Consider the following 26947-nt stretch of genomic DNA (forward strand, 5'->3'; position numbering starts at 1 on the left):
TTATGGTTGTAGGAGATTTTCCAGAAGAAGTAGATACGCTCGTCATTGGTTCAGGTCCTGGAGGCTATGTTGCAGCTATTCGTGCAGCTCAATTAGGACAGAAAGTCACGATTGTTGAAAAAGAAAACATGGGTGGCGTTTGTTTAAACGTCGGTTGTATCCCTTCTAAAGCACTTATTGAAGCAGGACATCGTTTCCATAACGCAGGAAACTCTGAAGATATGGGGATTTCTGTTGGAGATGTAAAACTTGACTTCTCAAAAGTCCAAGCTTGGAAACAATCTGTTGTTGAGAAATTAACAGGTGGTGTGGAAGGGCTATTAAAAGGAAATAACGTTAACATCGTTAAAGGGGAAGCTTATTTTGTAGATAATTCAACAGTTAAAATTATGGATGAAAAATCATCTCAAACGTATAAATTTAACAATTGTATTGTCGCAACAGGATCAACTCCAATTGAATTGCCTAAGTTCAAATGGAGCGACAAAGTTGTTTCTTCTACAGGAGCTCTTTCTCTTCAAGAAGTGCCAGAAAAACTTGTTGTTATCGGTGGTGGCTATATCGGGGTAGAATTAGGTTCAGCGTATGCTAACCTAGGTTCAGAAGTGACGATCCTTGAAGGTACGAAGCAAATCCTTCCTGGATTCGAGAAACAAATGAGCCAACTTGTTGCCCGTCGTTTGAAAAAAGCTGGTGTTACGATTAAAACAGAAACTTTTGCTCAAGGAATGGAAGAAACTGATAATGGTATTAAAGTAAAAGCTGAAGTTAAAGGGAAAGAAGAAGAATTCGAAGGCAATGTTCTTCTTGTAACTGTAGGACGTCGTGCTAATACTGATGAGCTTGGTCTTGAACAAGCAGGTGTTGAACTTGACGATAAAGGTCTTGTGAAGATCGATAAACAATGCCGTACATCATCAAGTAACATTTATGCTATTGGTGACATCGTTGCCGGTCCTGCTTTAGCTCATAAAGCCTCTTATGAAGGAAAAGTAGCTGCTGAAGCTATTTCAGGAGAACCAGCTGAAATTGATTATACAGCTATCCCAGAAGTTGTGTTCTCAGGTCCAGAACTAGCTAGCGTTGGGTTAACTGAGAAAGAAGCGAAGGATCAAGGCTATGATGTTGTAGCAGCTAAATTCCCATTCCAGGCAAATGGGCGTGCCCTTTCTTTAAATGAGTCTGAAGGATTCTTGAAAATGGTGACTCGTAAAGAGGATGGTCTCGTGTTGGGTGTTCAGATTGCAGGACACAATGCATCAGATATGATTTCTGAAGCGTGTGTGGCGATTGAAGCTGGAATGACTGCAGAAGATCTAGCTCTTACAATTCATGCTCACCCATCTTTAGGTGAGATTACAATGGAAACGGCTGAAGTAGCGTTAGGTATGCCGATTCATATCGTGAAGTAAGAGATTTAAAAGCCACTGTACAATTGTACAGTGGCTTTTAGTATCGCAGAGTATGAGTATAAGGGGGAGTCAGGGAAAGCGTCATGTTTTTTCATGATGCCTTTTCTAGTGAATTTAGTAAGATAAATTCTACTTCCTCATAAATATTAGCTAACCCTTGTGGTCCTTCAATTCTTAACTTTATATGAAGGTCATCTAAAATAAGTAAGGTAGGGTACGTATCGATATTATAATAGTCTATTAGTTCGTCTTCCTCTTGGGAAATGACGATTACATTTGATAACTTGTCAGGGTAAGATTGTTGAACATCTATTAAAGCATCATAATAAATGTGCTCCTCAGCTAAATCAGACTCATTGGAAAACAAAAGAGTGACAGGGACATTATCTTCAGTGTCATTTAAAAAAGGATAGTTGTCACTAATATTTTTTGTGTTTGAACAGCTTGATAATATGCAAAAGAATGAAATCAGCGACATCACCATTACCCATCGATTGAGCTTACCTAACATTAAACAATCCCCCCTTACGACATTACATTTTAGAATCAGACAATTTCCTCTGAAAAAATGAAAGAGATACTTTCCCAAGAATATAAAAGTAACTCCAAGTATTTTCATACTATCATGTTTACTCTACTTTAATGAAAGGTGTAATAGAAATGTTACGAAAATGAAAGCTGGTGTGAATAATTGACAAGACAAACGACCATTCGCTATTTTTAATAACATTATGTGTCTAAAAAAGTTAGTTATTATATAGACGAATGAGGGGGGAGATTTGTTTCAGCAAAGGTGAGATATTTAATAGTTTTTACTGGTATCTGATTTTACTTTACCTCCAAAAAAATTGAACAACGAGAGTATGCTCACAACGGTAAAGTCAAATTTAAAGTGATGTTAATTCCATAAGAGAATTGTAACAATGGGTGATAAAGAGAGTGATTGATGGTTCGTTTTATACGAATTAAAAAAAGTAGTTCAGTTTGAGAAAATATCCCAAATCAGAACTACTCTTAGTACCTTAATGTTCTTTTTTGAATTTATATCGCTGCGGTAATACTTCTCGTCTTAATGCTTTTACTAAGCTAATAATCATAAAGATCATAATTATAGCAAAAGGAAATGCAGCAATAATCGACGCGGTTTGCAACGCATTAAGTCCGCCAGAATAAAGAAGGATGGCAGCTGTAGATGACTGGACAATTCCCCACACTAATTTAACATTGTTAGGAGGATTTAAACTCCCATTTGTTGTCTGCATTCCTAAAACAAACGTGGCAGAGTCTGCGGAAGTTATAAAAAAGGATGCGATAAGAAAGATGGCAATTATCGATAATAACCACCCGAAGTTAAATTGTTGTAAAACGAAGAATAAAGCGGATTCTTCTCCTGATTCACTCATAACTTCCATAACGCTAATGCCTTGTAATGTTTCTAAATTAATTGCCGTACCCCCAAATATAGAGAACCAGAGAGCCCCAAAAATAGTAGGTACTGCAATAACCCCTAAGACAAATTCACGAATAGTACGCCCTTTAGATACACGTGCAATAAATGTGCCGACAAATGGTGCCCAAGCAATCCACCATGCCCAGTAAAAGATCGTCCACCCCTCTACCCACGTTGATTCTATGTTAAATGTATCTAGTTGGAAGCTCATTGATACGAGATTTTGAACATAATTACCTAGCGTTTGAGTAAAAGAATTCATAATAAAGTTTGTTGGTCCAGAGAATAAAAGAAATAGCATTAAAGCCATAGCTAAATAAATGTTTGCTTTGCTTAAAATTCGTATTCCCTTATTTAAACCAGTCTGCGATGATAACATATAAAGAAAGGTTACAACAACAATAATCATTAATTGTAGGAAAAACGTGTTTTCAAACCCGAAAATGTTAGACAAGCCCCCACCTATTTGGGCGGTTCCAAATCCTAATGAGGTAGCGACGCCAAAAATAGTAGCGAAGACAACGATAACGTTAATTGTTGTCCCAATACCTCCATTAATTTTGTCCCCTATTAACGGTTGGAAAGTAGCACTTAGGACACCAGGTGCCCCTTTTCTAAATTTAAAGTAAGCCAGTGTCAGACCCACGATTGAATAAATTGCCCATGGATGAAACCCCCAATGGAAAAAGGAATATCTTAGAGCGGATCCAGCAGCTCCGATTGTCCCGCCTTCAACGTTAGCAGCGGGAGAGGGATCGTATAAATGGTAAATAGGTTCAGCAACACCCCAAAAAACTAAGCCTATCCCCATTCCAGCAGTAAATAAAAAAGAAAACCACGTCAAATAGTTATAATCCGGTTTATCTTCGTCTTTTCCAAGTTTAATTCGTCCATAAGGGCTGAAAATTAAAAAGATAGCAAAGCCTAAAAAGCCGGTGGCGGCTAACAAATAAAACCATCCGAACTGATCTGTTATGAAGCTTTGGATTGATCCGGTGATGGACTCAAGGTTATTTGGAGCAAAAGCTCCCCAAATGATAAAAGCGAGTGCAATTGTTAATGAGATTGTAAATACTGGTGTGAGTTTCTTCACCTTATCAACTGCCTTTCTCTATTTTTTAAAGAAAATGCCTTCATAATAAAACACAACATCCTCCATTTTAACGTATTACGACAATAGGTCAATACTTAACGTATAATATCAAGCTTATAATTCCCCTGTTTTAGCGAGGATAAACACACTTAATTAAAAAGAGATGTCGTGTATTAATGGCCTCTACATAGATAACGTCCGTAAAATTCTCCACCCACAATAAAATCAGAGTGACATTTATTTTGTCGGAATATAACGAACGCTAAAATCCTGATTCACTAAATTACCAACTCAGTGAGAAGTGCGAAAACTCACACTGATTGAAGGTTCGTTTTATATTAAAGGACAGGTCAGTGGTGATGATAAGTCATATTTATCCAATTCAATGCATTTCGACAAGTGTTCTGTAAAAAATAAGTTGACCAATATTAAATCACACTAGAGAATTTTATAAAAGATACGCGTTATCTTCTGAAAGATCAAACCAATGCTGTTTTTCTAAAAATGTAAGTCTTGTCTTATGGTACTAAAGAGGTGATGGAATTAAAACTGACAAAAATCATTAAAATGAAGAATGATTTAAATGCTTTTTATAATATGATAAGATGTGATATGTGAAAATAGGTTGTTACGGAAAGAAGGGAATTAGATGTATAAAGCGTTGTCTCTAAGTATAATAGCCGGGAGTGCACTGATGCTAACAGCATGTGCAAATGGCGATGATCCCAACCAGCAAACAACGACAATAGATAATGATACGACCAATGCCTATGAACAAAATAACCAGGAAGTTAATAATCAAGAAGAAGCAGTAAATATCGCTAACAATGATGAAGGAAATGAAGAAGAAGAGAGTGAGCCTCTTTATAAGTTGGATAATAGTGAGGTTCGTCCTATAGATGATGCCGAGGAACAGGTGGTATTATTAACAATTGACGATGCTCCCGACAATTATAGTGTGGAGATGGCTGAGAGTTTGAAGGAGCTTGATGCCGGTGCTATTTTTTTCGTTAATGGTCACTTTTTGGAGTCTGAGCAAGGACGGGCAGACTTACAACACCTATATGATTTAGGATTTGAAATAGGTAACCATACAATGACACATCAAGACCTGACCACTTTAAGTGAAGAGGAGCAATACGAAGAAATTGTTGAGTTGAATGATCTAATTGAAGAAGTGATTGGCGAACGCCCTCGTTTTTTTCGTGCCCCATTTGGAAAAAATACGTCTTATTCGACCCAATTAGTGGAAGACGAAAATATGCAGTGGATGAACTGGACATATGGGTATGATTTTGTTGAGGAATACATGGAAAAAGAGGCATTAACAGACGTGATGGTAAATGCGCCTGAACTACGCAATGGTGCTAACTTATTAATGCATGATCGTGAATTTACTAGAGATGCTTTAGAGGACATTGTGAGGGGGTTACGAGAAAAAGGATATGATATCGTAGCCCCTGAGACAATTGAATGATAATGATTGGTAGGTATGTAGAATGAAAAAATATATGATATTACTTGGTTGTTTAAGCTTAATGATGACAGCTTGTCAAGGAGTACAACAAAATGATTCTGGAGAGGAAGGACCGCAAGATAACAATGAAATGCCAACGAATACTGAAAATAATGCTAACGGGATGACTAATGAAGAAAATGACCTTGTAGAGGAAGTAAATGAAGAGCAACTCCAGCTCCATACATTTCAAGAGGAGGATGAACATTATCTTGCCATAGATGAATTGGCAGATTCCTTAGAAGGTAGTTATGAGTATGACGATATAGATAAGACCTTAACGTTAACAATCGCCGATAGAGAATTTTACTTTGTTTATGGGGTGCCAGTAGTAGAAGTGAATGGTGAATACTTAGCTACTGAGGATGTCTTCATTGTTGAAGAAGATGGAGAGCCGTTTGTAACGTCAGCATTTATTGAAAAAGGCTTGGAAACGGACTACACAATCGAAGAACCACGTGAAATGATCACCGTAACATGGGATGAAAAAGTAGTGGAAGCTTGGCAGCCTACAGTTGAGGAAAAAGTAGATATTCATTCATTTACTACAGAAGACATGATCGATTATCTTTCCTTTCTTGAACGTCCGATTGAAGGTGCATCCGTAAGTACGATTGAAAATCATTTACCTGGGGCTCCTCGGGAGTATCGAAATGGTTATCACGAAGGAATTGATTGGTATGACTATTCTACTGGAGCAGAAATTACAACTGATACTCCGGTGTACGGTATGGCTGAAGGAACAGTTGTTAGAGTAGATAGTGATTTTGAAGATTACTCCTCGGAAAGCGTTCGTAATGAGGACTTACAGCATGCTGCTGAAATTGGCCACACACCTGAATATATTTTAGACCGACTGCGTGGGAAGCAGGTGTGGGTACAGTATGATAATGGTATCATGAATCGCTTTGCACACCTTAATGCGGTGGCAGATGATATAGAAGTTGGCCAAGTTATTGATGAAAAGACGATAATAGGTTATGTAGGGAACTCCGGGACGAGCAGTGCGCTAGAAGGTGGGGATGGCGACCTTCACTTACATCAAGACTTGCTTATTTATGGTGAGCTTTTCTGGAAGCCTTTTACACTAAACGAGACAACTGAAATTCTACAAGAGTTATGGCCATAAAATGACATATAGTTATAACAGTCTGGCAGACGAGACAAAGCTTTTTATAGCTTTGTCTCGTATTTTTATTGACATCTACAGATTGGTGAAAATAGATGAAGGTGAATTGTTTAAGCAATAGTAGTTTTAGCGTGAAAAAGAAGCACTCATCTCAGAGGATTAAAGTCACATCATTTCCCTATTATCCCATTTTATGAGCAAATAAATGGCCGAAAATCAGTGATAGAATGACGTTTCTAGTAATTCTTTTTACTTTTTTCTTTAGACAAATGGCGACATTTTTTTTGGTATTGTTATGATAAAATAACGGTACCCTTGTAAGAAAAGGATAACATCAAGGAGATGGTGGTGAGGAGTTGTGAAAAAATCTGATTTTTTAGACGAGCTGAGATTAGAAGTAGGATTAGCTTATGATTATGCTAATAATCAGGATGACTTTATCGTACGTGTCTTAAAAACGATCCACGCTTATAAGAAAAAGAAATTGACGTTAACGGTGCATGCGTATGACAAGGGGCAATTTAGGCTCACATATGCGTTGGGCATTAAGGGACTTTCGCGATTTGAAGAGAATTTTGGTCACGGTTTTTTGATGGTTGATCGTATTCATGCTCTTACTTATGTGAGAAAATTTCAGGATCACGCCATGTTTTTACCGATTCGTGAAAAGGGAAAACTAGTATATATCATTACAATCCGATTATTTAACAGTAACTATCAAGTAACGAAACAGGATATGATTTTCGCCGAAGAACTCATCCATTTTATAGAAGCCAAACGTTCGTCATTTTAATAGTACGATGTAGCAACTTAACAAACACCATTGTTGATAGTTCACCTAATTCCCCAAAAAAAACCACACTCATATCAATGGCCATTGCCTAAATTACTGTTTTTTTATATAATCTTTAAAAAGGGAGGCGATTGCTATGACGCTTTTCGAACGGTTATATGATGAATCGGAAAAGGTGAATGTCCAATTTGTCGGTATGACAACAGATCACAGTCGATATGATTTTGGTATTGTCTACACGAGCCTGTTTTTTGGTAAACCTTTAATTAACTGTTTGCAATCAGGGAAATGCCTCCTTTTAGGGAGAGAAGATGTAGAAGATCTAGATATGATTAAAAGTAGTTTCCAAGTAACAGATGATACCGAAGCCTTAGCCCTTTCAGAGTTTCTCAAGTCTGTTTTACCTCCGTTAGGCATGGAAGCACAATATTAACCATATGAGGGACTCACTTTGTGTGTCACAGAAAAGGAGATAATACTATTTGGCACCTCATTTAGTAAGAGAAAAACAGATATTATATTAAAAAGAGAGAAAAGCTGTATCTACCACAGTTTTCTCTCTTTTTAATATGTTGTATTCATGTGATGTCTCTATTTAAAGAATTGCCTTACGCTCTTTTATAACGCGAATATATTGTAAAGATGGGTCTTCAGGTCCTTGAACAGGCAAGCCTGCTTCTAAGTTTTTATGAATATAATCAAGGTTTTCTTGTTCAATGATCTCACCAGGGATAAAAATTGGAATGCCTGGTGGGTATATCATTAAGAATTCTGCACTAATTCTACCTGCTGCATCCTTTAGACGCACAATTTCTGTTTCGGAATAAAAGGCGTCTCTTGGTGATAAAGCCAATGTAGGCATATGAGGTACTTGTGTGTGGACGTGATTGGATAGTGACAATTCTCCTGTATAAAAGGTATCGGATAACTGTTTTAATGCCTTTACTAAATGACCTACTTCTTCACGACTATCTCCGCTTGTCAAGATACAAAGAATGTTGTACAAATCAGACAACTCTACTTCAATATTAGCATGCTCTCTTAGCCATTTTTCCACTTCATATCCGCTAATATTAAGTTCTTTCACTGAAATGATAAGTTTTGTTGGATCATAATCATAGATGGCATTATCATCAAGGATTTCTTCGCCTGGGCAAGAGAGCCCCAAAATATGATTGATCTCTTTGCGTGCTGTCAAGGCAAGTTCAATCGTTTGATCAATGAGCTGTTTGCCTTCTAATACAAGATGCCGTCTTGCAGTATCAAGGGAGGCAAGTAATATATAAGATGTTGATGTTGTCGTTAGCATGCTGATAATACTTTGCACACGTAACGGTGAAATGCGGGTACCTTGAATATTTAATACTGAACTTTGCGTAAGGGAGCCTCCTAACTTATGCACACTTGTTGCAGCCATATCAGCTCCAGCCTGCATAGCGGATAATGGTAAGTTATCATTAAAATGAATATGGGCACCGTGAGCTTCATCTACTAAAACAGGCATATCATAACTGTGAGCTAACTGGACGATTTCTTTTAAATTGGCTGAAATGCCAAAATATGTAGGGTTAATAACTAATAATCCTTTTGCTTCAGGGTGTGCCTTGAGGGCTCTTCTAACGGATGTTACTGTAATTCCATGAGAAATTCCTAGTTGCTCATCCAATTCAGGATGAATAAAAATAGGTGTGGCACCTGAGAAAATAATGGCAGACATAATTGATTTATGTACATTCCGAGGTACTAAAATTTTCTCACCTGGACTACATACAGTCATAATCATCGTCATAATAGCACCGCTTGTCCCTTGAATAGAAAAAAAAGTATGATCAGCTCCAAACGCTTCCGCAGCTAGTTCTTGTGCTTCCTTGATAATACCATCCGGATGATGGAGATCGTCTAATGGCTCGATGTTAATTAAGTCTATTGCTAACGCATTTGGGCCGATAAACTGTTTGAATTCTGGGTCCATCCCATTCCCATGCTTATGTCCTGGGATATGAAATTGAACAGGATGACCTTTTATATGTTGACGCAATCCATCAAATAATGGTGTTCTTTGTTGACGTAACTTAAATGACACTTTCTCTTCACCTCTTATGTTATGGCAAGTTGTCAGGTTGACGACCACTGCTACTTTTAATCGCAAACAAAATGTAGTATAACAGAAAGGACTTAACTTTGAAAGCCAATTAGAAAGGATGAGATGGGTGTCGAGCGAAATTAATATGCCAATATCAATGGATTGGTCGAAAGATGAAGTGGTACAAGCTGTTAATTTTTATGAAGCAATTGATCAGGCATATGGGAAAGGGGTCGAACGAGAACGATTGTTATCCCTCTATAACCAGTTTAAGCAGATTGTTCCTTCAAAATCGGAGGAAAAGCAACATTTTAAGGACTATGAAAAACAGTCTGGACAGTCTGCTTATCATGTTGTAAAGAAAGCAAAAGACTATGAGAGCGGAGATATAATTGTAATGAAATAAGCTTTTTCATAAACAAAAAGCAGTCTCTTAGCTAATTGGATGCACTGAAAAATCATTCAGAGAGATCCAAGGTTGAGTCTGCTTTTTGTTTAAACGTTTATGGTGTTTTGTAATCCTAAGAATGTTGAAACAATTAGGCTTCTTGTAAATAAATCTTTTGCGCCGTTTCGTATAAAGGAAGTAAGGTTGTAAATGTTTCTTCAACTTTTTTAATAAACGCTTGTCCACTTTGAACAGACTTATCATCAGGTGATAAGCAAACGCCGCATAATAGTTCTGCCTTTTTGACATTAGTTAGACGATCAAACATCTTGTCAAGATCTTCTTTAGATATATTATTATGTTGTAGTGTTTCTGGTTTAGTGTGATCAACTGACCAATGGAATGAGTCTGGAATTTTATTATAAATGTCATCAATCTCAGCTTTAAATGTTTTACCTAACTCTTCTTTAACAGGTGATTCATAAATGACGGCAAACCAAACGAATACGTGAGTGCCAAATAAGCCTATTTGAAAATGAGGGAGCTTTTTATAGCCACGCTTACTGTTTGCAAAAGCAACCCATGTATCCGCAGGTGGATTAACTTTTCTTCGTGCGTGCTTTGCTACATGATAGTATATTTCTTCATTTGTTTTTTCGGCTAAATAGGCAGAGAAGTGTTCTCCGAGTTCTTCAAGTTTAGGACGTATCGTTGCTTTAATGGCTGACATTCTTTCATCAAGTCCATCAACAGCAAAGACATCAAAATCTTCATTGGTGAATCCGTTAAATACCATAGTTACCAACTCCTCTTACTGTTATGACACAAATCACTTTAATGTGTTTATAATCTCTTTAAATTCTAGTGACTCCTAGGTTTCCCTTAATGTTATAAGAGTATTTTACCAAAACACGTTATACAAAAAAAGAAAGTTGCCTCACTTTTTCTCAATTACGTTTTAAAATGTGAGAATGAGGGAAGAAAATAAATACCAGTAAAAAATAGTTGCAAAATTTTGATAAATGACATAGTGTAGTGGTAACTATATTTTTTCAATTAACATTGTTGGTCTGTTCAAGAATAAAAGAGATTTGAAGAAAAGGGGTGCGAACTATGGAGAAGGTCATTCAAACATTAAAAAGACGAGATGGGGAGAAACGTATCCCGGTCCTTAAATTGGAGATTGACTACGAACTCCTAACGTTATTCGACGCGATTCAAGGGAACGAACACGACCAAGTTACTAAAAGTAAACAAAAATTAGAAAAGCTCCGTAGTGAGTGGCTGCGTCTTGAAGCATAAAATTAAACGATTACGTGAACCTACCTAGGTTCACTTTTTTTGCACAGAGGAGCTGAATAAACGAAAAAATCTACATGATAGGCACAAATGACTGTTGTAAAAACGAGTATATATTTGCGCGTATTGAGTTAAATATGATATATGTTAGAAAATACATATTAAGGTGATTGAGGAGATGATAGATGATGAAGGAAAGTGTTCTTGACTTTGTAAAAATAAAGCAAACGGCTGAGACATGGACGAGAGAAGCTGGTGACTACATTAAAGATCAAATGGCCTCCTCCTCATTCGCAATAAGCACGAAAGCCAATCAGCATGACTTGGTGACAGATGTAGATAAAAATGTCGAGGCATTCTTTTTAGATAAGATTAGAAAAACGTATCCAGATCATCGACTTATGGGAGAAGAGGGTTCCTTTGAAGAGATAAAAGACCTCAATGGTACTGTTTGGATTTTAGATCCTATTGATGGTACGATAAATTTTGTTCATCAGTCTAGTCATTTTGCCATTTCTATTGGCATATATCAAGATGGTCATCCAGTTATAGGAATTGTCTACGATGTCATGAACAATGATATGTACAGTTCATTAAAAGCGGAAGGGGCTACTCTTAACGGAGAAAAGGTACCTCCAATTGTCAACCATCCACTCAATGAATCGATTTTAAGTTTTAATTCGGGATGGATGTTACAAGATCGGCGGCTTGAAAGGCTTGTTAAGGAAGTCAGAGGTGTTCGTTCTTATGGGGTAGCTGCTCTAGAAATGGCCTATGTTGCTGTTGGGAAGTTAGATGCTTATATAAGCTTTAATTTAGCGCCATGGGATGTAGCAGGAGGGTATGCCCTACTTGTTGAAGTAGGTGGTAAAGCGACAAATTATGAAGGTAAACCACTAGACTTTCTTAAGAAGGATACCCTTATAGCGGCTAGCCCTTCTATCCATAAGGATATCTTTGATATAATTACTAAATAGTTGAATCGATTTCATAAATCATGGTTGTATCGTTATTCCGAAAGTGATGACTCATTGCCACTACAGATGGACGCTTTCCACGGGGCTCGCCTTTAACTCATTCTGCCTTTACAAATCTCAGTCAGAGTGGATTTTCAGACTTCACTTTTTTCCCATAGGAGTCGCCATCTTTCGTTCCAATTCTTCGTTTCTAATGACGAACAATTTATTGTAAAAAAAGTTTTCGTTTGAGGAATAGACGTAAAGGAGTTACTTTATGACCTTAAAAAAGGGGACGCGACCAACTGTTGCGTCCCCTTTTTTGAGATAATGGATGGCGAAAGGTGGCACTAATCACTAGTCGGTTGTTGACTGTAATTGTTTCTTGCGCCTAAACCCAGCATAAATAGAAGCAAGTGTAAGAAGAGAGAAGCTGAGGAACATTGAGAGACTTAATTGAGCGAATGAAATTCCAATACCGATTAAGCCAATCGTTCCTAAAACAGCACATATGAAATGGTAGATATCAAATTTCTTAAACATACGATCGTCCTCCTTTATAACAAGTGTAACGGAAAACGTTTCATAAAAAAAGTAACTGCTTACTCTTTCACCATTTATCACAGATAACCGTCCGTAAAACGCTCGCTTCAGAGCTAAATCAATTTATGCGGGATCTAGCGGACGCTGATGCCTGGTTGAGTGACCTACCAATCAGTGGGAGACAAACGAACCCGCCCACTGATTCTGATTGAAGGTTCGTTTTATATCTTTCTTCTTCTATGCTATAATCGGATTGCTACAAGAATTGTGTTGTATAGATAGGGAGTGACCATATGGTAACTGTTTTAACAGCGAATACAGTATCTCCGGACCTGACGCCAATTGCTGAGTGGCTTGGTGCTCAAGATCCAGATAATGTTGTTTTCGCTTTTTGGATTATGTATATTATTGTGAACGTATTAAGTGTGATTGTGTTTAATTTAGGATTTGCTCGTAAACTACCTCTTTTGAAAAATGTCATCATTTACGGACTTATGTTTTTCGGTAATATATTTATGACGTTTCTAGCGCTTGCACTACCCATTATCGAATCATTATTTATTGCGGCACTTGTACTTGGTATTTATAAACTACAGCTTCGTAGACACCAACGTGCTGATACGACAGAGCAAAGTGAGTCTCATTAATAGTATAGTTAGATTTTATCACAGATAACCGTCCGTGAAACGGCCGCCTCAAAATAGAGAGCAGAGAGAATCTATATTGGTCCGAGCTAAAGGACTCTCATGTCCTGATTCACTCAATTCCTAATAAATGGGAAAAGAACACCCCCACTGATTGAAGGCTCGTTTTATAGAGCGAGTGTTGAAATACAAAAAAACGCACCTGAAGTCAGGTGTGTTTTTTTGTGAAGCTTAACCGATGAATATTCCGACAGGCTGTTTAAATATACTCGTCTTTTTCTTCTGCTGGTGTGAATTCTTGGAAAAGCCCGGTGTCTTTACGTTCAATTGTTTTTAATTCAATGCGATTATAGCACGGAGTACACATGTAGGTATGAATAGGTCTATTTCTGAGCTTTTTTGCCAGAGGCAGCTGACTATCTATAGTTTCTACAACATCACATATGACGCACTTTACTCTCATAAGGCACCTCTCTGACTATCAGGGTCTGTTCTTACAAATTAGTATAACACGTCTGTTATAATTAAGACACGATGAAGCAGGGACAGATAAAAGTCGATCAATACTGAAAGCGATGAAATAGTATCTTCTAAAATTAGTAACAAACCCGAGAAGTATGAAAAGATCTTCTTGGCACCATACTATTGTAGACAGTCTTTACAAAAAAACGCAATACTTTCTCGATTCGCTAATGAATTGTTATTTTTTGCAGAGAGTGGTTTAAATCATAATTAAATATAGGTATAGTATTAGTGTAAGAAGATAAAGGAGGCGGATGAATGGCTAATCAAGTTGAGACAGCACTAACTGAAGAGTTATTGCCACTGCTAAGAGAAGAGCGTTATGTTACTTTAGCAACTGTTGATTATGAATCAGGGGGAACTAATGTGAATGCCATGTCGTGGGTGTATGCGATTGATGAGCACCACATTAGATTTTCGGTAGATAACCGCTCTAGGATTGTAGAGAATGTGAAGAATCAGCCTTTAGTCACGTTAACAGTCATTGGTAATGGTTCCACTTATGCTATTGCAGGAGAAGCCAAAGTAATTCAAGAAAAAATAGAGGATGTTCCGTTAAAGTTAGCTCTTATTGAAATAAGTGTGAAAGAAGTAAGAGATGTCATGTTTTATGGTTCACGTATTACATCTGAGCCTAAATTCGAAAAAACGTATGATAAAGAAGCTGCCGATAAGTTAGACCGTCAAGTTATGGCAGCAATGAAAGTATAAAATAACGATGCCGGTTAAATAACTGGCATCGTTATTTTATTTTTCGCAGATAACTGATCGTAAACCTCTCGTGGCAAAATATAGAGGAGAGATATAAATCAATATAGACGGGAGGTAGTGGACGCTCATGTCCTAATTCACGTAACTCCAATCAGTGGGAGAAGTGAGAAAACGCCCCACTAATTGAAAGTTCGCTTTATGGCTTTCACTCAAATTAACTGTTTGAAATGAATGTCTTTTGCAGAGTTTTTAATGAGAATCTATCCGTCCTTTACTTTGTTTATTTTGAATATCTTCAAGTTCATTTTCGCTATTAGTTTGATCCTTAGGCTTTTCTAACGGTTCATCATCTCGATGCTCCTCTGTTGGCACAATGGGGACGAGTCGACCGAAAATACCGGCAATCTCATCTCCAATTGCAGCAAATGGTCGGCCGTCAGCCATTTCATTACGCATATCTTCTAATCGTTGAAGAATATCAGGATCAGCTGTAATAGCAGCATTAGCCCCATAAGGATCATCAGCTAAAGCTTCAGCTACTTGGTACTTAACCGTGCCGACGTGCGATTGATCTAATTCAGCTTCTACGTCTAGTGCTACGATAGCATATGGGCCGAAGACGATAGCTGCTGATCTGTTTACTTCAGGAACTTGCACGGCAAGTTCAGCTAAATGATCCGCTGCTTCATTAAAAGTAACTATCTCAGATTCTGTTGCTTGATAGTGTTGACCTTCTATTGATTCATTAGTATTGGTATTCTCTCCATCCATTTGGCACCCGATTGTAATGAGTGTCAAACCAAGAAGAAGTACTTTAAACAACTGTCTCATCCTATCACCTCTTTAAGGATATTTATGTTGTAGTCTTTGTAAAGGTCTACATGAATATACTATTTTGAGTAGAACAGCGACTGTTTAAACTTCAGGATCAGGTTAGGGAGGGAATCAATTGACTAAACTATATATTTTGGACACAAATGTGCTGCTCCAAGACCCGTTGGCTATCTTTTCATTTGAAGAAAATAACGTTATTATTCCAGCGGTTGTATTGGAAGAGATTGATTCGAAAAAACGCTACATGGATGAAATTGGTAGGAATGCCCGTGAAGTGGCGCGATTACTTGATGAATTAAGAGAGACTGGAAAACTTCATGAAGGAGTGGAGCTTGAAAACGGCGGAACATTAACTGTTGAATTGAATCATCGTAGTTTTGCTCAACTGAAAAAACATTTCTTTGAAATGACAAATGATAATAGAATTTTAGCTGTAGCGTTAAATTTAGCAGAAGAGAAAAAGAAGCAACATACGTTCTTAGAAGTGGTATTGGTTAGTAAAGATGCCCTATTAAGAGTAAAAGCTGATGCGTTAGGGCTAAAAGCAGAAGATTTCTTGACTGATAGAATTGTCCAATTTGACAGAATATATAAAGGCTATGAGGAGAGCTGGATGGAACCAGAAGTGATGAATACCTTTTTTGAAAAAAAACAGCTACCTTTAGATAAATGTCAGGTTTCACAAACATTTGCCAATCATTTTTATATTTTTAAGGATACATCTAATGGTACCCGTTCGGCATTAGGGATGATTGACAATAATAAAAAGCATGTTCAATTATTTTATAACAAGCATGAGGTAATATGGGGGATCAAAGCAAGGAATGTTCAACAAAAAATGGCACTAGAACTTCTTACTAGGGAAGATATTCCTCTCGTAACACTTGTAGGAAAAGCGGGGACAGGTAAAACACTTTTATCATTAGCAGCAGGCTTATATCAAACGGAAGATTTGCAATTGTATAAAAAACTGCTTGTAGCCAGACCAGTGGTACCAATGGGGAAAGACATAGGGTATTTACCTGGTGAAAAGGAAGAAAAGCTTAGGCCTTGGATGCAACCTATTTATGATAATTTAGAGTATTTATTTAATACCAACAGAAAAGGTGAGTTGGAACAAATTTTAGCAGGTATGTCTTCTATTCAAGTAGAAGCTTTAACCTATATAAGAGGAAGGAGTATCCCTGAGCAATTTATTGTGATAGATGAAGCACAGAATTTAACTAAGCATGAAGTTAAAACTATTTTAACCCGTGTTGGGGAAGGAAGTAAGATTGTTTTAATGGGTGATCCTAAGCAAATAGACCACCCGTATTTAGATGAATACACGAATGGTCTTACTTATGTAACGGAGCGATTAAAACATCGACCAGAAGCTGGACATATTAAACTTGAAAAGGGTGAACGGTCAGCGTTGGCACATTTATCAGCAGATTTATTATAAATCTACATTTTACAAGCCGGGCCTCTATATTAACATCATGGTCAAAGGGGAGACCAGGCTTGTAATTCTTAAAATTTTTTGCAAGCTGTATTACAACATTAATAAATATAAGCTAATTAGTCCCAAGCTGTTTTCCAACCCAATGACTCAATATAAACCATTCATGGACGAGGGCTGTTTAAGAGATCGTAATTGTATCAATGTCTGTAACGGGTGTTAAGAGATTGGACCCGTCGTTCAAATAAAAGTGAACGGGTCCTGTTTCTTTCAAAGGTTGTCCTTTATGAGAAAATCCTAAAATGCCATTTTCCGCTTCTTCTAATGAACAGATAAAATGTGTGTGTTTCGTTGTACTTGAAAATGTTACCTTAGTCGCGTTAGAGGAAGGCTGGGCATTTGATATAAAAGGACCGAGTGGCATTCCGTAAGAGCTTGTTGTTAATGCTTTTTTATCCACTGACAATTTATTGTCATTCGACTGTGGTCTCGCCCCTTTTAAACGTTGTTCATCCCATGAGCGTCCTAATTGCTCGTAAAGTGCTGTGGATGCATCAGGACGTTCCTCAGTAAAATATGTAGTTAAGTCAACTTTGCGCTCGTCAAAAATCCATAGACCAGGATCGATAATTATGGTATGTTTAACAGCTCCTTTTATGGAGACAATCATAGAAGACATTCATTTCCACCATCCTTTCCCCTACAGTATAAAACTGATAAACACATTTGTCATCATGTAAGTAAAACTTCTAATGGAGGTCGCGCTAATGAAAATTTGTGAGGATCGTGAAGCTTTGCATGTTATGGTACAGGAGGCTGTTCAAATGGCTTCGAAAGGAAAAGTAGCAGATTATATCCCGGCTCTGAGTGATAAGGATCCTCATACTTTATCTTTAGCTGTTTTTGAAGGTGACGGACCCTGTGTTACAGCAGGGGATACATCAGAAATGTTTACACTACAAAGTGTTTCAAAAGTGATTTCATTAGCACTCGCACTGATGGATAATGGGGAAGCAGGTGTATTTGACAAAGTAGGCATGGAACCGACTGGTGATCCATTTAATTCAATTATTAAGCTTGAAACCCACAGTCCATCAAAGCCGCTTAATCCGATGATAAACGCTGGAGCTTTAGCAGTCACATCCATGATTAGTGGTCATTCAGTTGATGAAAAGCTAGGTAGACTCCTTTCATTTATTCATGACATGACAGGAGATGCTTCCATTTCATATAATGAGGAAGTTGCTTTATCTGAATACGATACAGCACATTTAAACCGCTCTTTAGCTTATTTTCTAAAACAACATCACGTGCTAAATGATAATGTAGAAGATTTACTTGAGCTTTATACGAAACAGTGTGCTATAGAGGTGGATGCTACATCATTGGCGAAAATGGGTTATATTATTGCTAATGAAGGAAGGCATACGGAATCATCACGCCCTGTTATGCCATTGCATATTGCTCGAATTCTTAAGACGTTTATGGTCACATGTGGCATGTACAATGCATCGGGAGAATTTGCTATTAAAGTGGGAATCCCAGCTAAAAGTGGTGTTTCAGGAGCTATTATGGCTGCCATTCCACATGGGGCAGGCATTGGCATTTATGGACCAGCTCTTGATGAAAGAGGTAATAGCTTAGCAGGAATGAAACTGCTAGAAGTTTTATCGCAAAGATACAGGTTAAGCATTTTTTGACAAAAAATTTAGAGTTCCTTCTGTTGCAATTTTGATTGATAACCGATAATATAAGAGGAAGAATGGAATTCGTTCGTATAAAACCGATTATTTTCATATATTTTATTGAGCGATGTTCAGAAAAACAGGAGGGATTCGGATGTCCATTGAAACCCTATCGGGCCAGAGTGAAAAAGCATATGCCCTTCTAAAAGAAGACGCAGATAAGATACTGAAACTAATAGAAGTGCAAATGACAAACTTAACGATGCCTCAGTGTCCTTTGTATGAAGAGGTGTTAGATACACAAATGTTTGGATTGTCACGAGAAATTGATTTTGCCATTCGTTTGAATTTAGTGAACGAAGAAGAAGGCAAAGCACTATTAGATCAGTTAGAAAAACAGCTGACGTCGCTCCATGAAGCGTCAATGAACAGGAAATGAATGGAGATATTTAAGCCCGTGTATTTTAGTCGTACACTGGGTTTTTTTGTGTTTAAATACTTTTCATGATACTTAATATTTTTCTCATTTGTAAATGAATAATGGTCCGGTAATAATCATTTCTCATAATTAAAATCATTTTGGGCTTGACGTTAACTAAGGGAATGTCTACTAGCTGCAAAGCTGTTATTAAGATAATAAGTTAAATTGGTAACAAGTCTTGGCTCCAACACTATTATTCTGTATAATTTGAGAAGGAAGGGAATGGGGAGCCCTTTTTGTACTTCATGTTTAAGTACATTGATAGTAACTAATGTTATGAGGGAGTTGATCAAGTTGACAAATGAAAAAACAGTAGAAATTCTTAATCGACACATTGCAAACTGGAACACGTTATTTGTTAAATTACACAATTATCACTGGTTTGTAAAAGGGCCACATTTTTTTATGCTTCATGAAAAATTTGAAGAACTTTACAATGAAGCCGCTGAACACATTGATGAAATTGCAGAGCGTCTATTGACTTTAAAGGGGACACCTGTCGCTACAATGAAAGAATATTTAGAAATGGCGACTATCAAAGAAGCTATGGGGGAAAAAGCGGCTGATGACATGGTTCAAACGTTATCCAGCGACTTTGAGAAAATGACTGCTGAGCTAGAGCAAGATATCGGAACTATTGAGAATGAGGATGATGAAACGACTGCTGATATGCTTATTGGCATCCGTCAATCTGTTGAAAAACATAATTGGATGTTTCGCTCATTTCTTGAGAAATAATTAGACAGCTTTCAAGGTTTAATAATTTATTATCAAAGAGCTAGGAGCTAGTGCTTCTAGCTCTTTAGGGATGTTTTGAGAGTATGTTGGTGGTATGAGACAGTGTCTCACAAACGTGTTTGAATTAAAAGGAGCACCTAACTAGAGGCGCTCCTTTTAATACTTATATATAGATTTACAATAAATACAGCTAATACAAGGCGTTCCTTTAATAAACTCGTGATCTGTCAACGAGGAGTGTTGCATAACTGACAGCGCCAAACAGTAAACTTACTAAAACAGCGTGAACCATCGTCGCATATAGCGATAGTCCTGAAAAAACAACAATAGCACCGCTAATGACCTGTAACGTGATAAGGATAAAGCTGACGATAGTTGTGAAAAAGAGAGCTTTTTCTGTTCTATAGTGCTTATAGACGGCAATAAGAGCTGCCAAAATAGTGAAAAATAACAACCCTGCAGCTACTCGGTGGCCAAATTGAATGCCTGTCCGACCCTCAAGAATAGGGATAAATTGGCCGTTACATAATGGCCAGCCATTACAACCTACACCAGCTTCAGTATGTTTTACATAGGCCCCTGTATAGACAACTATATAGACAAATATGACTAGAAAATAATAGTAATTCCTCACTTTACGGGTGACTGGTGGAACGAGTGTCCGGATATGTTTACCATTTTCAAAGGCAAGAATTGTTAATAACAGCACACTACCGAAAGACACTAACGAAAACCCAAAATGGAGTGCCATCACGGCATCAGACTGTCCCCAGACAACAGCAGCTGCTCCAAGTAGTCCTTGAAAGATAATAAAAAGGACGGCCAAGATAGCAAAAAACTTTGTTTCCCTAAGATGTTTAAGAACCAAACAACTCCAAACAGAATGAATTAACACCATTATCCCTAAAATTCCTGAGACAAGTCGGTGAGTGTATTCAATTAATGTTTCAATGGTTGGATTTTCGGGTATTAATCGCCCATGACAAAGCGGCCATTCTGCTCCACAGGCATCCCCGGATCCGGTCTGAGTGACTAACGCTCCTTGAATGATGACAATGAGCATTCCAAAACTAGTAAGTATTCCAAAGACTTTCAATAAGCGATGCATGTATCCACCGACTTTCTATTTGAGTAATTCGACTTTCTAAACATAAATATTTAGAAAGTTATTTTAAAAAAACGAACTATTCAATAAAAAATAAAATAATCCCGAATTCATTTTATGTATTGTAGCTGTAAAAGTCAACGAAACGCTCACTGCATTAATTTCCAAAAAAAGCTCTTTCATTCGAGGAAGTTTATAATATATAATATTATCATAGTGGATAAGTCGTTTGCTTGTTTTAATTTAGAAGGTTTGTTCACTATAAAAAGTCCGACAGAAAAAAATGTGATGAAAATCACTGAATGTTGCTTTATAATGTGTATGGATAATCAAATTTTCTAACATGTCATTTACAATTCCATTTCACTTAAGTTTTCAAAGAATAATATTTGTTTGCAGTTGTTCACTGCATTTAAGAACAAATTATTTTAGTTCTTTTTTTTGAAAAAATCTTTTGAATTGGAAAGATGACACATCGGGAGGTGATTCGATTGGGAAAATCAAGTGCATTGGCTTCGGCAGAACCGTTAGATGGTGTTCAGTCTGTTGAAACTGAGCAAAGTGTTAAGGCAGGTGTACGTGAGTATTTGGCAATATCAAAGACTGGCATCGTCATGTCCAATCTCATAACCACTTTTGCTGGGTTATATCTGGCGGCTTATTATACAGGAACCTCATTGGGGAGTGATCCCTTAACGGCACTGTTAACTTTAGTGGGAGCTGCTCTGATCATGGCAGGCGGGTGTGCCCTTAATAATTATATCGATCGTGATATTGATTATAAAATGGAACGCACGAGAGAAAGGCCGAGTGTGAATGGACAGCTTACAGGACGACAAACGTTAACGTATGGCTTATCAATATCACTTATTGGAGCAGCATTTTTAGCTCTGACGACACCCATGTCTGCAGTAATTGGTGTGGCAGGTTTAATCATTTATGTCGTGTTATATTCGATGTGGACGAAACGCACAACCACGTTAAATACGATTGTAGGAAGTTTTGCGGGAGCAGTACCACCACTTATTGGGTGGGCAGCGATTGATCCAGGGTTACATCCATATGCTTGGTCCATGTTCCTGATTATGTTCATTTGGCAGCCTCCTCATTTCTTAGCACTTGCTATGAAGCGAGCCGATGAGTATAAGGCGGCAGGTATTCCAATGCTTCCAGTAGTGGCAGGCTTTGCTGTAACTAAGAGGCAAATTGTATGGTATGTAGCAGCATTGCTTCCTGTGTCATTATTAGTATCAGATTTTGGGGTTATTTATACGATTGCAGCATGTGTATTAGGGGGCGGCTGGCTTATTTTAGGGCTAGCTGGATTTAGAATGAAGGACGATTTAAAGTGGGCAAGACAAATGTTTGTATTTTCACTTAATTATTTAACGATTTTGTTTGTCCTCATGGTAATCGTTCATATGTTCTAAAAATTCAAGACAAAGAAAGAGGGGTTTGTGACGAGATGAAGTATTTGTGGCGACTGCTTCCTATATCTTTCATCGTACTGCTGAGTGGTTGTGGAGTGGAAAACTTGTCTGCTCTGGATCCACAGGGACCGGTTGCAGAAATGCAATTTTCCTTAATTCAGCTCAGCTTGTATATTATGATTTTCGTACTTGTTGTCGTGTTTGCTATTTACATTTTTGTCATTTTTAAATTCCGGGAACGTCCGGGGGATACACATATTCCGAAACAAGTCCATGGGAATCGAACATTAGAATTTATTTGGACAACGATCCCTATTTTGCTCCTTCTCATGCTTGCAATTCCTAACGTGATGGATACGTTTACGCTTGCAAACGTGGAAGTTGAGCAGTTGGAAGCGACTGAAGATGGAGAAGAAGGCACTGATTATGTGCGAGTGCAAGTGACAGCTCATCAATTTTGGTGGGAATTTGACTACCCTGATTATGAGATCACAGCAGGTCAGGATATGTACATTCCGACAGATACGCGAATTATCATTGAGTTACTATCATCAGACGTTCAGCACTCATTTTGGGTTCCGGCTTTAGCAGGGAAACAGGATAACGTGCCTGGTATTCAGAATGATATGTGGTTTGAAGCACCTAATGAAGGCGTTTATATGGGGAAGTGTACAGAACTTTGCGGACCATCACATTGGTTGATGGATTTTAAAGTTATTGCGGTTGACCCTGATACTTTCGACACCTGGGCTACTAACATGGCAGAACCACCATCACATGTAACTGAACCTGAAGAAACGGTTGCCGCTGATGGTAGAACAGTGTTCGAACAATCCTGTATAAGTTGTCACGCGGTTGGAGCAGAGGGTGGAAATATCGGCCCTGACTTAACTAACTTCGGTGAAAGAGAAGTTATCGCAGGTTATCTTGAGTATGATATGGATAATTTAGAAGCGTGGTTACGGGATACCCAAGAGTATAAACCAGGCAATGAAATGCCTAGCTTTAATGCGGAAGCAATAAATGATGAAGAAATGGAAGCACTTCTCGACTATCTAGATAGCTTAAAAGTACTGGAAGAATAGGGTGCAAAAGGGGGTAACTAAACGTGTCTTATGCAAGTGCGCAGTCTAAAAATGTAATCTGGGATTGGCTGACGACGGTTGACCATAAGAAAATCGGCATTCTGTATTTGGCCGGTGGCGCATTTTTCTTTGCTCTTGGTGGCTTGGAAGCCATTCTTATGCGTATACAGCTCATGTTTCCTGAGTTTACGTTTGTGCAGGCTCAGACATTTAATGAATTATTGACGATGCATGGTACTACGATGATATTTTTAGCAGCCATGCCTCTCTTATTCGGATTTATGAACTTTATTATCCCGTTACAAATTGGTGCACGGGATGTAGCATTTCCATTTTTAAATGCATTAGGTTTTTGGTTATTTTTATTTGGAGGGCTGTTACTGAATGTCAGTTGGTTCGCCACAGGGGCGCCTGATGCAGGGTGGACAGCATATGTGCCATTATCCAGTATGTCACCAGGCCAAGGCCTTGACTACTATGTATTAGGTCTTCAAGTCAGTGGGTTAGGAACATTGATCGGGGGAATCAATTTTCTTGTAACGATCATCAATATGCGTGCTCCTGGTATGAGTATGATGAGAATGCCTTTGTTTACATGGAGCTCTTTCGTCGCTTCAATGCTCATTTTATTTGCTTTTCCTGCATTGACGATAGGCTTATTACTATTGATGCTTGAAAGGTTGTTTGGGGCAACCTATTTCGCCGTAGACTTTGGCGGTAACGTTATTATCTGGCAGCATTTATTTTGGATTTTCGGGCACCCTGAAGTTTATATTTTGATTTTGCCGGCGTTCGGAATTTTTTCTGAAGTGCTTGCTACATTTTCTAAAAAAAGATTATTCGGTTATTCAGCAATGGTCTTTGCCACATTAATTATCGGTTTCCTTGGTTTTATGGTATGGGCTCACCATATGTTTACGGTAGGAATGGGGCCTGTTGCTAATGCAATCTTTGCTGTGGCGACGATGGCTATTGCTGTCCCTACGGGAATTAAAATCTTTAACTGGCTTCTGACCTTGTGGGGTGGTCGAATTCAATTTACGACAGCTAACTTATTTGCTTTAGGCTTTATCCCATCCTTCGTTATGGGGGGAGTTACTGGGGTTATGCTTGCAACAAGTGCAGCCAATTATCAATTTCACGATACCTATTTTGTCGTAGCCCATTTCCACTATGTTATTATTGGTGGGGTTGTATTTGGCTTATTTTCAGGGGCTTTCTATTGGTGGCCTAAAATGTTTGGCTATCGATTGAATGAGACGCTGGGTAAATGGTTTTTCTGGCTATTCCTTATTGGTTTTCATTTAACATTCTTCGTTCAGCACTTCCTAGGTTTGATTGGTATGCCACGAAGAGTTGCATCATATTTAGGTGGCCAAGGGTTAGATGAAATGAACTTTATTAGTACGATGGGTGCGTTCCTTATGACGATCGCATTTATTCTCTTGTTAGTAAATATTTTTATATCCACTAAAAATCGAGAAAATGTATCTGATCCGTGGGATGGTAGAACACTTGAATGGACAACACCTACACCTGTCCCTGAGTATAACTTTGCTCAGACACCACTCGTGCGTGAATTAGATCCTTTCTGGCATGAAAAATATGAAGGTGATGGTAAGATGAAAGCTGCAGAGCCACTTGGTGATATTCACATGCCTAATGGTACTATTTTGCCAATAATTATGGCAGCTGGTTTGACTGTTGCAAGCTTTGGTTTTATCTATCATATTCATCCGTTGACAATTACAGGATTGGCTATTACATTTGGAGCTATGTTTGTCCGGTCTATTAAGGAAGATCATGGTCATCACATTCCTGTCGAGGATATTAAACGAGATTTGGAGGGAGGTTAAACAATGGCTGAACAACATGTAGTAGAAAACCAAACCCTTCCTCCTAATCCGGAGAAGGCGACACTTGATGGACGTAATAAATACCTTGGTTTCTGGTTTTTCTTAGGGGGAGAAACTGTTTTATTTGCCAGTTTGTTTGGAACCTATCTCGGGTTAAGGGGAGGTACACTAGATGGCCCTGGCCCGTCCGAATTATTCCATCTAAACCTCGTATTTATTATGACAATGATTCTATTAACAAGCAGTTTGACAAGTGTATTCGCGATTATTAATATGAAGCGAGGTAACTACAAAAAGCTATTAATGTGGATGTGGTTAACTGTTTTGCTCGGCCTTGGCTTTTTAGGATTTGAAATTTATGAGTTTTATGAGTATTATCATCAGGGGCTAGGCTTCAGTACAAGTGCGTTTGCCTCATCGTTTTACACACTTGTCGGTACTCACGGTGCTCACGTGGCATTCGGTATATGCTGGATTTCAACTCTTTTAATTCGCTATCGAAAAACAGGTCTTACACTGACAAATGCTCCTAAATTTTATACAGCTGTTCTTTATTGGCACTTTATTGATGTTGTATGGGTGTTCATTTTTACGGTTGTCTATTTATTAGGAATAGGAGGGTGATCGAATGAGTTCACATAGTGATCCCAGCGCCCCTTTACAAGGTGGGCCTACTAAAAGCACGGAGCGTAAGTTAAAAAGAGAAAGCCGTACACAACTTATTGCGTTTGTATTGATGATCTTTATGACGTCAATGGCATTTGTATCAATTGGAAGTGATGCCATTCCTAACGGTTTTGCTATTCCTTTTATTTTAATGCTTGCAGGTATACAAGTCGTTCTTCAGTTATACTTTTTCATGCATATGAATGAAAAAGGTACAGCTTGGATAAATATTATGATTTGGTCCGGAATGTTTGTAGCTGCTTTAACGGTAGGAGCATTAATGTTTCTTCTAGGAATTGTAAAATACTAAACTTATAGTGCCTCCATAAGTGGGGGCACTTTTTATGGAATGAGAGAGCTGTGTGGTATGACATGTGATTAGTAACGGAATATGATAAAATAATTGAGAAATCATTTTATCACCGAAAACCGTCCGTAAAATGCCCACTGATTGAAAGTTCATTTTATTCTTTGATACGCTTTATAGGGAAAGAGGGGAGAACAATGGCGGAATTTTTGCCGTTTATCAGCACTGTCTTTATTGGTTTAAGTGCAGTATTTGTAGCAATTGGTTGGTATTTTATAGCTAAGCGCAACATCGAGGCTCATACAAAAGTTATGTTTTGGGCAGCTGTGCTTGCTGTTATCTTTTTTGCCACGTATTTGGCTAAAACATTTTTTATTGGAAGCACGTCATTCGGTGGCCCTGATAATGTGGCATTCTATTACCAGATTTTCTTAGTTTTTCATATCACGATGGCTACTATTGCAGCAGTTTTAGGAATTATTCAACTTACCACAGGGTATAAAAATAAATTGAAATCTCACCGTAGATTAGGCCCGCTCACATCAATTATTTGGTTTATATCAGCTACAACAGGTATTGCCGTTTATTTACTGTTGTATGTCATTTATGATCCTGGTGAAACAACCAATTTATTCCGTGCTATTATTGGCTAACTTTCTACATAGTAACGTCTATGATTTGTAAGACTTTAAGAAGCCGATTTTATCACAGATAATCGTCCGTTTAACCTCGCGCCTAAAAATAGAGCAGAGATAACGCTATTTAGGGCGTGAGATAACC

The 26947-nt window shown here is 37.9% G+C and carries 29 protein-coding genes; 20 read left to right on the forward strand and 9 right to left on the reverse strand.

What is annotated here, in order from left to right; all coding sequences use genetic code 11:
* Nucleotides 1–2: 2 nt before the first annotated feature.
* Nucleotides 3–1412, forward strand: a complete 1410-nt coding sequence (lpdA, locus tag BK581_RS00340) for a dihydrolipoyl dehydrogenase (protein WP_078576058.1) — start codon at nt 3–5, stop codon at nt 1410–1412.
* Between the two features lie 91 nt (nt 1413–1503).
* Here lpdA and BK581_RS00345 read toward each other — a convergent pair whose 3' ends face one another.
* Both BK581_RS00345 and BK581_RS00350 read right to left on the reverse strand, forming a co-directional pair.
* Nucleotides 1504–1923, reverse strand: a complete 420-nt coding sequence (locus tag BK581_RS00345; protein ID WP_078576059.1) for a hypothetical protein — start codon at nt 1921–1923, stop codon at nt 1504–1506.
* Nucleotides 1924–2434: 511 nt separating this feature from the next.
* The gene (locus tag BK581_RS00350) at nt 2435–3955 is read right to left on the reverse strand and encodes a glycine betaine uptake BCCT transporter (RefSeq protein ID WP_078576060.1); all 1521 of its coding nucleotides are present in this window, start codon (nt 3953–3955) and stop codon (nt 2435–2437) included.
* Nucleotides 3956–4604: 649 nt separating this feature from the next.
* Here BK581_RS00350 and BK581_RS00355 point away from each other — a divergent pair.
* From BK581_RS00355 to BK581_RS00370, 4 genes are all read left to right on the forward strand, one after another.
* Complete coding sequence (locus BK581_RS00355; RefSeq protein WP_078576061.1) at nt 4605–5432, forward strand: polysaccharide deacetylase family protein; 828 nt, start codon at nt 4605–4607, stop codon at nt 5430–5432.
* A gap of 22 nt (nt 5433–5454) precedes the next feature.
* On the forward strand, nt 5455–6600 hold the full coding sequence (locus tag BK581_RS00360) for a M23 family metallopeptidase (RefSeq protein WP_078576062.1): 1146 nt from the start codon (nt 5455–5457) through the stop codon (nt 6598–6600).
* A 358-nt stretch (nt 6601–6958) separates the two neighbouring features.
* Nucleotides 6959–7393 (forward strand): hypothetical protein, encoded by a 435-nt coding sequence (locus BK581_RS00365; protein ID WP_078576064.1) that lies wholly within the window; start codon nt 6959–6961, stop codon nt 7391–7393.
* A 136-nt stretch (nt 7394–7529) separates the two neighbouring features.
* Nucleotides 7530–7826 (forward strand): DUF3055 domain-containing protein, encoded by a 297-nt coding sequence (locus BK581_RS00370; RefSeq protein WP_078576065.1) that lies wholly within the window; start codon nt 7530–7532, stop codon nt 7824–7826.
* Between the two features lie 162 nt (nt 7827–7988).
* Here BK581_RS00370 and BK581_RS00375 read toward each other — a convergent pair whose 3' ends face one another.
* A complete protein-coding gene (locus tag BK581_RS00375) occupies nt 7989–9476 on the reverse strand; it encodes an aminotransferase class I/II-fold pyridoxal phosphate-dependent enzyme (protein WP_078576067.1) in 1488 nt (495 codons plus the stop codon).
* A 127-nt stretch (nt 9477–9603) separates the two neighbouring features.
* Here BK581_RS00375 and BK581_RS00380 point away from each other — a divergent pair, with 127 nt between their 5' ends.
* A complete protein-coding gene (locus tag BK581_RS00380) occupies nt 9604–9882 on the forward strand; it encodes a UPF0223 family protein (RefSeq protein WP_245828834.1) in 279 nt (92 codons plus the stop codon).
* A 133-nt stretch (nt 9883–10015) separates the two neighbouring features.
* Here the strand turns inward: BK581_RS00380 and BK581_RS00385 are convergent, their stop codons facing one another.
* On the reverse strand, nt 10016–10660 hold the full coding sequence (locus tag BK581_RS00385) for a YktB family protein (RefSeq protein WP_078576068.1): 645 nt from the start codon (nt 10658–10660) through the stop codon (nt 10016–10018).
* 317 nt (nt 10661–10977) lie between these two features.
* Between BK581_RS00385 and BK581_RS00390 the strand changes: the two genes are divergently transcribed.
* Nucleotides 10978–11166, forward strand: coding sequence for a hypothetical protein (locus BK581_RS00390; RefSeq protein ID WP_078576070.1), 189 nt, complete (start codon nt 10978–10980; stop codon nt 11164–11166).
* A gap of 182 nt (nt 11167–11348) precedes the next feature.
* Complete coding sequence (locus tag BK581_RS00395) at nt 11349–12140, forward strand: inositol monophosphatase family protein (protein WP_245828836.1); 792 nt, start codon at nt 11349–11351, stop codon at nt 12138–12140.
* A 336-nt stretch (nt 12141–12476) separates the two neighbouring features.
* Here the strand turns inward: BK581_RS00395 and BK581_RS00400 are convergent, their stop codons facing one another.
* Nucleotides 12477–12662: a hypothetical protein gene (locus BK581_RS00400; RefSeq protein WP_078576072.1), complete on the reverse strand. Its 186-nt coding sequence runs from the start codon at nt 12660–12662 to the stop codon at nt 12477–12479.
* Between the two features lie 293 nt (nt 12663–12955).
* Here BK581_RS00400 and BK581_RS00405 point away from each other — a divergent pair, with 293 nt between their 5' ends.
* Nucleotides 12956–13309 (forward strand): YlaH-like family protein, encoded by a 354-nt coding sequence (locus tag BK581_RS00405; protein WP_078576074.1) that lies wholly within the window; start codon nt 12956–12958, stop codon nt 13307–13309.
* Nucleotides 13310–13565: 256 nt separating this feature from the next.
* On the opposite strand, the gene BK581_RS00410 is transcribed toward BK581_RS00405, so the two are convergent.
* Nucleotides 13566–13769, reverse strand: coding sequence for a YlaI family protein (locus BK581_RS00410; RefSeq protein ID WP_078576075.1), 204 nt, complete (start codon nt 13767–13769; stop codon nt 13566–13568).
* A gap of 317 nt (nt 13770–14086) precedes the next feature.
* Here BK581_RS00410 and BK581_RS00415 point away from each other — a divergent pair, with 317 nt between their 5' ends.
* Nucleotides 14087–14539 carry a pyridoxamine 5'-phosphate oxidase family protein gene (locus BK581_RS00415; protein WP_078576077.1) on the forward strand — a complete coding sequence of 151 codons (453 nt, stop codon included), beginning with the start codon at nt 14087–14089 and terminating at the stop codon, nt 14537–14539.
* A 249-nt stretch (nt 14540–14788) separates the two neighbouring features.
* Here BK581_RS00415 and BK581_RS00420 read toward each other — a convergent pair whose 3' ends face one another.
* Nucleotides 14789–15370 (reverse strand): YhcN/YlaJ family sporulation lipoprotein, encoded by a 582-nt coding sequence (locus BK581_RS00420; protein WP_078576079.1) that lies wholly within the window; start codon nt 15368–15370, stop codon nt 14789–14791.
* A 118-nt stretch (nt 15371–15488) separates the two neighbouring features.
* Here BK581_RS00420 and BK581_RS00425 point away from each other — a divergent pair, with 118 nt between their 5' ends.
* Nucleotides 15489–16817, forward strand: coding sequence for a PhoH family protein (locus BK581_RS00425; RefSeq protein WP_078576080.1), 1329 nt, complete (start codon nt 15489–15491; stop codon nt 16815–16817).
* A gap of 178 nt (nt 16818–16995) precedes the next feature.
* On the opposite strand, the gene BK581_RS00430 is transcribed toward BK581_RS00425, so the two are convergent.
* On the reverse strand, nt 16996–17493 hold the full coding sequence (locus tag BK581_RS00430) for a hypothetical protein (protein ID WP_078576081.1): 498 nt from the start codon (nt 17491–17493) through the stop codon (nt 16996–16998).
* An 88-nt stretch (nt 17494–17581) separates the two neighbouring features.
* On the opposite strand from BK581_RS00430, the gene glsA reads away from it, so the two are divergent.
* From glsA to BK581_RS00445, 3 genes are all read left to right on the forward strand, one after another.
* Nucleotides 17582–18514 (forward strand): glutaminase A, encoded by a 933-nt coding sequence (glsA, locus tag BK581_RS00435; protein ID WP_078576082.1) that lies wholly within the window; start codon nt 17582–17584, stop codon nt 18512–18514.
* Nucleotides 18515–18653: 139 nt separating this feature from the next.
* Nucleotides 18654–18938, forward strand: coding sequence for an Fpa/YlaN family protein (locus BK581_RS00440; protein ID WP_078576083.1), 285 nt, complete (start codon nt 18654–18656; stop codon nt 18936–18938).
* A 336-nt stretch (nt 18939–19274) separates the two neighbouring features.
* The gene (locus BK581_RS00445) at nt 19275–19718 is read left to right on the forward strand and encodes a Dps family protein (protein WP_078576085.1); all 444 of its coding nucleotides are present in this window, start codon (nt 19275–19277) and stop codon (nt 19716–19718) included.
* A gap of 208 nt (nt 19719–19926) precedes the next feature.
* Here the strand turns inward: BK581_RS00445 and BK581_RS00450 are convergent, their stop codons facing one another.
* The gene (locus BK581_RS00450) at nt 19927–20826 is read right to left on the reverse strand and encodes a COX15/CtaA family protein (protein ID WP_078576087.1); all 900 of its coding nucleotides are present in this window, start codon (nt 20824–20826) and stop codon (nt 19927–19929) included.
* Nucleotides 20827–21290: 464 nt separating this feature from the next.
* Here BK581_RS00450 and cyoE point away from each other — a divergent pair, with 464 nt between their 5' ends.
* The 6 genes from cyoE (at nt 21291) to BK581_RS00480 (ending at nt 26820) form a co-directional block, all read left to right on the forward strand.
* Nucleotides 21291–22253 carry a heme o synthase gene (gene cyoE, locus BK581_RS00455; protein WP_078576089.1) on the forward strand — a complete coding sequence of 321 codons (963 nt, stop codon included), beginning with the start codon at nt 21291–21293 and terminating at the stop codon, nt 22251–22253.
* Nucleotides 22254–22288: 35 nt separating this feature from the next.
* Nucleotides 22289–23338 (forward strand): cytochrome c oxidase subunit II, encoded by a 1050-nt coding sequence (gene coxB, locus BK581_RS00460; RefSeq protein ID WP_078576090.1) that lies wholly within the window; start codon nt 22289–22291, stop codon nt 23336–23338.
* 23 nt (nt 23339–23361) lie between these two features.
* Nucleotides 23362–25194: a cytochrome c oxidase subunit I gene (gene ctaD / locus BK581_RS00465; protein WP_078576092.1), complete on the forward strand. Its 1833-nt coding sequence runs from the start codon at nt 23362–23364 to the stop codon at nt 25192–25194.
* Between the two features lie 3 nt (nt 25195–25197).
* Complete coding sequence (locus BK581_RS00470; RefSeq protein ID WP_078576094.1) at nt 25198–25818, forward strand: cytochrome (ubi)quinol oxidase subunit III; 621 nt, start codon at nt 25198–25200, stop codon at nt 25816–25818.
* Nucleotides 25819–25822: 4 nt separating this feature from the next.
* Entirely contained in the window at nt 25823–26170 is a 348-nt protein-coding gene (locus BK581_RS00475) for a cytochrome C oxidase subunit IV family protein (protein WP_078576095.1), read from the forward strand.
* 194 nt (nt 26171–26364) lie between these two features.
* Nucleotides 26365–26820 carry a DUF420 domain-containing protein gene (locus BK581_RS00480; RefSeq protein ID WP_078576097.1) on the forward strand — a complete coding sequence of 152 codons (456 nt, stop codon included), beginning with the start codon at nt 26365–26367 and terminating at the stop codon, nt 26818–26820.
* Nucleotides 26821–26947: the final 127 nt, after the last annotated feature.

The organism is Salipaludibacillus agaradhaerens, assembly GCF_002019735.1.
Classification (GTDB): Bacteria; Bacillota; Bacilli; order Bacillales; family Salisediminibacteriaceae; genus Salipaludibacillus; species Salipaludibacillus agaradhaerens.